General features: G+C 44.6%; 5 protein-coding genes, 1 tRNA gene and 1 pseudogene. All 7 read right to left on the reverse strand.

From position 1 onward, the window contains the following. Positions 1 to 26: 26 nt before the first annotated feature. A complete protein-coding gene (brxC, locus tag DD606_RS17175) occupies positions 27 to 3,500 on the reverse strand; it encodes a BREX system P-loop protein BrxC (RefSeq protein WP_129258922.1) in 3,474 nt (1,157 codons plus the stop codon). A gap of 9 nt (positions 3,501 to 3,509) precedes the next feature. Beyond that, positions 3,510 to 4,055: a BREX protein BrxB domain-containing protein gene (locus DD606_RS17180; RefSeq protein WP_110875387.1), complete on the reverse strand. Its 546-nt coding sequence runs from the start codon at positions 4,053 to 4,055 to the stop codon at positions 3,510 to 3,512. 2 nt (positions 4,056 to 4,057) lie between these two features. Then, a complete protein-coding gene (locus DD606_RS17185; protein WP_110875388.1) occupies positions 4,058 to 4,819 on the reverse strand; it encodes a hypothetical protein in 762 nt (253 codons plus the stop codon). Beyond that, positions 4,809 to 5,762, reverse strand: a complete 954-nt coding sequence (locus DD606_RS17190; RefSeq protein ID WP_219824223.1) for a WYL domain-containing protein — start codon at positions 5,760 to 5,762, stop codon at positions 4,809 to 4,811. The genes DD606_RS17185 and DD606_RS17190 overlap by 11 nt, the downstream gene beginning before the upstream one ends. Before the next feature lie 96 nt (positions 5,763 to 5,858). Then, complete coding sequence (locus tag DD606_RS17195; RefSeq protein ID WP_110875389.1) at positions 5,859 to 7,118, reverse strand: integrase arm-type DNA-binding domain-containing protein; 1,260 nt, start codon at positions 7,116 to 7,118, stop codon at positions 5,859 to 5,861. A 198-nt stretch (positions 7,119 to 7,316) separates the two neighbouring features. Continuing rightward, positions 7,317 to 7,401 (reverse strand) — tRNA-Leu (locus DD606_RS17200). Positions 7,402 to 7,507: 106 nt separating this feature from the next. Further along, positions 7,508 to 7,686 (reverse strand): annotated as a pseudogene (locus tag DD606_RS26475) (topoisomerase II); the annotation flags it as partial.

Genomic DNA, 7,686 nt, shown 5'->3' on the forward strand with positions numbered 1-7,686 from the left:
GGCGGGTTATTTTTAGGAATCAAACATTAGCTTGGTACGACTGGACCATTTTCTAACTGAGAGCGCAATTCTTGCTCAACGTAAGCTAACCAGTCTAGTAACTCTTGCTCGGATTTGATGATTGATTTATTGAGTTTCACATATCGAGTCTTTGGCTGTAGTTCGCTAATGGCGTCTTTCAAAACCTGGTTAAAAATACTTGGTAGTCCTGCCGTTTTGTCATTCCAACGCGCAAAGCTGATATCATCCAAGGAACTCAAAATAGAATCCAAATCGCTGATATTAATTTCAGGCACTGCATCCAGGTGACGTTTCTGCAAGAAACTATTCCGCTTAGCCTCATCTAGTTGCTGCCAATTTTCGTCATCCAGCAGTTCAGCCATGCAGGTGCGATATTCTTGCTCGTATTGTTCACGATGGCTGGTGAGAGCATCACGTAATACATTGGTTGCTCTTTTTAACAACGGATCCACCGGGCACGGGTCATCTAACAAGCTACGGTTAGCCAAGATGGCTTCTTTTTCATTTACGAGTTCGTTGTAAATCACCAGACCAGAACAGTAGCCCATTAGAGAGTCCAGTTTTCTCCAAAGTTTTGTACGTAAGCTGGCTTTATGAGCCTGTTCTTTCCAGGATTCAAAATCACTTTTTAGTTGATCTTGATACTCAAATGCTTTTTGCAACTGATCATTGCCCGAATACATTTCCAGCTCAGTAAGCATTGCGGTACTTGGTGCTATCGGTAATGGGGCTAAGCCACCAGCTTGATTCGCTACATTCTTCGCGTTGATAATTGCCAGAGGCAATTTAGCTGCTTCTTCGCCCGCATTACATGCTTGTTCAAGCAGCGTTGAAACAACACCACGAACTTTGATTAATTGTATTTTCGAAAGCGTAACGGTTTCAGGACGGAATTTAGTTTGTGTCAAAGAACTACGATCAAGGCTTTTTGCATCAATAACGCGCTCTTGAATATCAGAAGCTTTTAATACACCGGCTGCTAACATGGCATACAAAGCTCCATCAATCACATCGTTACCCCACCCATAAGGCGCATCTTTGAAGTTTTCACGAATTTCTTTACCTGTCTTCATCGTACCAATAAAGCGGTAAATTTCTGCACATACGGGTTGTTTGTCCGCTTCGCCGCTGTAGCCCACTTTTTCTAACGCATTGGGGTCTGCTAAGCGACTAGCAACTTCGTAAACTTTGGCCCAACCACGATCATCTGCCATTTTAAATTTATGATATAGACGTTGGCAGGCTATTTCACCAGCACTTTGAATCTGAGCAGCAAGAGAGTCCCCTTCGACTTCCTGCCCACCAGCTAAACGGACTTGAATCGAACCAAAAATCTCCTTAAGTAAGCTATTCTTTGTTTTCTCAGCACTTTGCAAAAGAGTTTCCATTGCTTGTTTCGCATCTTTACCAGGCCCGGTAGCTGCACTACCGCGAATTTCCAAGGTATTTTCAGCAGCTTTCAAGCTCACTATGGCTTTTTGCAAATCACTACGGTGGTTCGTTGGTACGTAGATATAAATGGTGGCACTATCAGGATCAGAGCCGCGCGATAAATCATTAAATTGCTTTTCTGTTTGTTCTGGAGCCCACGCACAAATACGCTTATCTGCATCAGCAGGCAACTCAGATTCAAAATAGATAGCTATAGGTCTTGGCTCAGCAACGGTTCCTTGAGCAATACGCGCTTGTGCAACCTGTTTACGAATGTAGTTCTGAATCTCTTTTGTTCGATACGCTTCTAAGGTTTGAGGGTTTCCTAGCAAATCATTTTCCTGACGCCTTAATTCGTCATACCACGCCTGGCTTTCTATAGTTTGTAAGCTGAATTCACGCCCGTTTTCTGTGTCACGAGACATGATCAGATGCTCAGCCTCCAGTGCTTGAAGCATCTTTGGAACTAACGGACGCAGCTTATGTTTATCGTTATTAAGATCTTCCAGAAGTAAATCAGCTAGGGTCTCCACAGTTGGGTGAATTCCATATTCCATTTCTGCTGGCAGTTTTCTGATTAAGAGAATCAAAGCCAATAGACGACCTTGTAATTGTTCATCGTCATTACCACCACGTTTACGGCTGATAGTTTCATAAATATCTTTGGAAATGACACCGGTTTGCAGCAAATTAGTGGCAATTTGGTCATAAAGAAAATCTGCAGGGACGACATAACCCAATTCTTTATCTGCTGTAGCTTTTAATGCCTCGTGGACCACTCGCAGTTGGTTTCTTAGCTGGGAACCAGAACCAGTTCTGTCTAAGGCCGGTAAAATACGTTCCCAGAAACGACGGCGCACGGGAAGTAGTGGATAATCTGGCACGATCCACTTTTCATCATCTCGATGATGTTCAATTGTGCTCCCGCGCAAATGTCGGGAGATTTCCCCTAAGTTGTCATCAACCATTGCTCTAATTACTGGCTTGGCAGACTCTTTCTTTTGCAAAATAACTTTGCGGATAACTTTATCTACATCAGTATCCTCCAGCTGAACTGGAACCTGAAATCTGCCCATCAAGCGTTGCAAGTTGGTCATTCCAGTTAATGCACTCTGACCTGTTGCGACAAATAAGACTTTGGATTTTAGGGCACTTGCACCACTGCATGTCTCCACCACTTCTTGAACATCGAAAGCTCTTTGAACGTTGTCACCAATGTATTGTTGCACCTCATCGAGTACCACTAAGGTTAGTGGTAGCTCACCGTTTTTAGAGATGGCATCGACAATTGCTGATACCATTTCGTCATTGGTGACATCATCGACAATCTTGTACTGTGCACGAAGCATTTCCCGGACCTCTTTAATATCCGAGCCCATTCCGGGGATTGACTGTAATACAGCTTCATGCAAAATTGGTGAAACATGTAGGTTTTTCAGTTCCTTAACCCAACTATCCACACCATCTTTAGCCTTTGATCTTCTTTCGACAAATTCTTTAACCTGATCAAATACCCCATTAAATTTCAACCACATGATAAAACGGGCTAAGTGATACTGTTCCGGTAGTCCTGCTGATTTGAAAATAATCCCTAATAACGCTAAGCGAACTTTATCCGCCGTTCCAGCACCTAATGTGCCAGAAGCAGCATACAAGCCACCGTTAACTTCAGCGAGAGTAGATAATTCGTCTAATTGTTTTGCAATGCTCTCAGGTAAGTCAGCAATTGAGCGTGCATCAGAACCATTATTGAGCGTTTGGTTGGTCCATAATGTACGCAGCATTTTAGCTAAATGAGATTTACCTGAACCAAAAAATCCACTGATCCAAACTCCTGGCTGCTCACTGTTCGACTTAAATGCCGAAAGGTAGTTGCTCAGAATTTTTTCTAAGCCCTTTTCATACGCACCATCACAAACGAAAGTACGCAATTCGTATTCCAACGTATCCAAAGCCCCTTTAGATACATCATCTTTAACTTGTGCAACCCCGTTGTTTGCAAGGCGACTATTGATGGGATCATTGACAAAAATTTCGCGATTAAGCATGGCTATTCCTTAGGAAGTCGCAGAAATGGCCGTGGCGTGATACCCCCAGCCGTCCTTTGCGTCTAATAATTGATAATTGTTGTTTTGAACTTCACCTGGGAAAAAGACAACTAGTCGGCCTGACACTTTTTCGGCCAATGTCTCAACGACACCAGAAACGGAAGCAAAACCAAACAATGTCCCACATCCCAATAAAGCGACCACACCATCCGCAGTTTGTGATGCATCAACTTGAGCTGTAAGCGTTTCAACTAACTCTTCCGCAAAATCACCGTACAAACCTTTCAAGTACTCAGGATCTTCAAAATATGTTTCTTTGTAGTCTTGTGCAGCCATCCACTTTTCGAAACTGTAAGTTAGATCAAGCAGTTGCCACGGGTGATTATGCTTTATACAAGCTTGTTCAAACTCTTCAACACGAGCACGTAGCTTCAGCTCATCTTGCTTGTTGTAAACCAAAAAAATACTGCGTTCGTCTGCAGAAACAGCTGCTGGCCATGGAATACTGATATGGCTCTCAAAACTAGTGAGCAATTTCGATATTCTGTCTGACATGCTTAAACCTCCGGTAACGCAATATTTGGGAAGGTAACTTCAAGGATCTCGCTCGCTTGCTTAAAGTTAATCAGCCCTCTTAATGAAGCACTATGCGCTAATTCAAAGAGTTGCTCTTTATCTGGAGATAAAATCCGACACCACAAGCTATCGAATAAACGTTGACCGCTCAATCCATTGCAATGGCCAAGAAAAAGTGCGTAAGCAACATTCACATAACTGACACGAGGGTTCACACGATATTTTTTTGCCCTGCCAGATAGAAAGCCTGCTTGGGTCCAGGTTCCATTAAGATTTTGAGAGATTGATTTGAGAGATGTAGCACTGAACCGTTCTGGATCGTCTTTAGCCAAAAAAGCTTCCATATACTCTCGGGGTAGATGTTCCTTAGGTTCAAGATGCAAAATGACCTCTGTAGAGGCTCGCAGCAATGGATCTCGGGCGACAGCAAGCTGCAAAGCAAGTATCGCTTGAGTACTTTCGCTCAATCCCCACCATTCTCTAAACACCTTAAAAAGTGGAATATTATTATCTAGACCATAAAGATCAACAAGGTAGCGGAATGTTAATTTCCGAGATTTTTCTGTCGGCTTAAGTAAACTGTTACAGTTTACAATGTTATCTTCATATTCAGCCTGAGTAGCATTTTTATCATGGGCAATGAGCAATACTTTAAGTTCTTCTATCATCATGCTACGAGCGGAATGTGCGCCGCTTTTACCAAATTTGAACCCAAGACTGGCTAATTGTTGTTCATTTCTCATTATTGTTTTCCTGATAGCCGGGAGCTAAATGAGCGTTTTCGACTCCATAAAGCGCAGCATTTTCTTTTAATGCTAATTGGTAATGAGTCGAATTGAGGTGATAGCTTTGAGAGCAATCGACGTTTAAACGGTTCAATAAGTAACCTACCAATGCAGCCCGGCACTCTACATTTAGCTGACCATGAGCCATATCGTAATCAAGCTCTATGGCTTCGGGATAGCTGGAATTAGGATGAGGTATCAGTGTTAAATCGACAATTCGGTTCCATTGCTTATCTGCTGAAATCGACTCTTTCCCCTCATTTATCTCTTCACTAAGTAGTGTGATCGATTTAACGCGCGTGATACCAAAATCCCTAAATGATGATGTCAATCGATCATAGGCACGAATGAGCCAACGACAACCATTATTCGCCAAACTGTGTGGCACGATTATTCGACAACCAGGACCTGAAGACAAAGAAAAATAGTTTATCTTTAATAACTGCTTTCGTTTAATCGCACGCATAACTTCTGATAGAACATCGGTGGAAGGTTGGTTGAGTTGTGGCGCTTCAATACATAATGGGTTAGGCCCGGATAACGAGGACAAGCCATCTCCAAACCCTCTTGTAAGACTGTGTAATATTTGCACTGGAACATGCCTAAAAAGCGGTTTAAATTGACTTTTACGATGATAACTCTTTGATTTATGGATGAGTTCAAGATTACCAGGAGCGAGCTCTTTATAGGCAGAGAAGTCTCGTGTTGCTGCAGCTAAACCCGTTTGGAATTGATTGTTCAAATCAGAGCGACTGATCTCACCAAAATAATTCAAACTGAAATCAATAAATGCCAATCGCTCTCTTTGAGCATAGGAAAGGTGCTGAACGTTTTTCATCTGAGCTTTCGAATAGATATTGTTGTTCATCACAATATCAAACCAGGCACAAGATGCAATCATTTTGATTGCATCTTGTGCCTGAGAGCAGGATGTAGGGAGAGGCTCTCGTTTCTATCAATTCAGAATTTACGTACAAAATACTAAGATGTAATACCGTTAAAACGCAGTTATCTTCCCAAAATCAAACGGACTCACTTCCTTCTCCCGATTCGCATTAAGATAATCAGCCCACCACTGCAACATCAACCTACGCTCTCCAAGATGTTCCGCCTTATGAATGTAAGCCGCTCGCACAGAATTTCGTTCCTGATGACTCATCTGCCGCTCCACCGCATCCCTCGACCACAATCCCGATTCAATCAATGAGCTACAGGCCATTGTCCTGAAACCATGCCCACAGACTTCCGTTTTCGTGTCATAGCCCATCACTCGCAGAGCCTTGTTAACCGTATTCTCACTCATCGGCTTACGTGGATTGTGATCGCCCACAAAGATCAGCTCTCGGTTCCCATTCATGTTTTTGATCTTTTCCAAAATAGCTAAGGCCTGACGCGACAAGGGAACAAGATGAGGCGTCCGCATCTTTGAACCACGCTGAGAATGTTTGACGCCTTCCAACGGTTCACGCTCTCCCGGAATCGTCCACATGGCCGTTTCAAAATCCACTTCTGACCAGCGGGCAAAGCGCAGCTCGCTTGAGCGGATAAAGACTAACAAGGTAAGTTCGACAGCAAGTCGGGTTAATGGTCTTCCGGAATAGTGATCAATGCGATGAAGTAATTCAGGAATACGATTAAGCTCCAAAGCCGCACGATGCTGTCTTTTCGCCGTAGCAACCGCACCGGCAATCTCTTGCGCAGGATTGTAGTCGATTAAACCACTCTGAACGGCAAAGCGCATAATCGCGGTAGTACGCTGCTGTAAACGGGCGGCAACTTCGAGCCGCCCGGATGACTCGACGGCTTTGATGGGGACAAGCAGATCCCGTGTCTTCAATTCAGCAATGTTCCGCTTACCGATGGCTGAAAAGAGATTATCTTCCAGGCTTTTCAATACACGAGCACTGTGCGATGCCGACCACTTTTGATTGCTGGCATGCCAGTCTCTGGCTACCACTTCAAACGTTATCGCCTCTTGCTCCAGCTCTACCTTAACGGCTTTCTTGTTCTCACTGGGATCGACGCCATTAGCTAATAGTTTACGGGCTTCATCCCGCCGTGACCTGGCATCCGCCAGCGAGACTTCGGGATATTTTCCCAACGCCAGCATCTTTTCTTTACCGCCGAAGCGATAACGCAACCGCCAGTATTTGGAGCCGTTAGGGTGAACCAGCAGAACCATGCCGTCGCCGTCAGTCAGTTTATAGGCTTTTGCTTCAGGCTTAGCCGAACGAACCTTCACATCACTCAGAGCCATGATGAGTATCCTTTCAAGGGTCCTGTGTGGGTACAAACATAATCGAACCGGGATATACCCGCAGTTGTACCCGCATCAGTAAGTTGATGTAGATTGAATCAGATTGACTTAGGTTGAGTGGAAAAGCGAGGGAAGCCTTGTGGATACTGGATTTCAGGCACAAAAAAAGACGTCCGTTGACGTCTATTGATGTTCCGATGGTGCCGAAGGCCGGACTCGAACCGGCACGTATTTCTACGGTTGATTTTGAATCAACTGCGTCTACCGATTTCGCCACTTCGGCACTGAAGGGGATGCGGAAACGTTGTGGATTATACCTGTCGCGCGCCGCCATGCAAGCGACGACGCGCGAAACCCGCGCTAAGTGCCCAAAAAACCAGCGCCCTTCGTCACTCCAGCTCAGACACCGCCAGCCGAATCACCCTCGCCGCCTTCTGCTCCGGCAGCGCCAGCACCTTCGCCCACATGTCCTGCACCATGTCGCAGGAGAGCTTCTCCTTGCCCGCTGCCTTCTCCGGCATCTGCAGCAGCTGGATGTCCTCGCCGTACTTATCGGCAAGTTCCTTCA

It is taken from the genome of Enterobacter cloacae complex sp. GF14B (genome assembly GCF_004136805.1).
In the GTDB taxonomy this organism is placed as follows: domain Bacteria; phylum Pseudomonadota; class Gammaproteobacteria; order Enterobacterales; family Enterobacteriaceae; genus Enterobacter; species Enterobacter hormaechei_C.

Bases quoted from the DNA above. Each gene is read 5' to 3' on its own strand.
- brxC (WP_129258922.1), bottom strand. From the start codon at position 3,500: ATGCTTAATCGCGAAATTTTTGTCAATGATCCCATCAATAGTCGCCTT.
- DD606_RS17180 (WP_110875387.1), bottom strand. From the start codon at position 4,055: ATGTCAGACAGAATATCGAAATTGCTCACTAGTTTTGAGAGCCATATC.
- DD606_RS17185 (WP_110875388.1), bottom strand. From the start codon at position 4,819: ATGAGAAATGAACAACAATTAGCCAGTCTTGGGTTCAAATTTGGTAAA.
- DD606_RS17190 (WP_219824223.1), bottom strand. From the start codon at position 5,762: ATGATTGCATCTTGTGCCTGGTTTGATATTGTGATGAACAACAATATC.
- DD606_RS17195 (WP_110875389.1), bottom strand. From the start codon at position 7,118: ATGGCTCTGAGTGATGTGAAGGTTCGTTCGGCTAAGCCTGAAGCAAAA.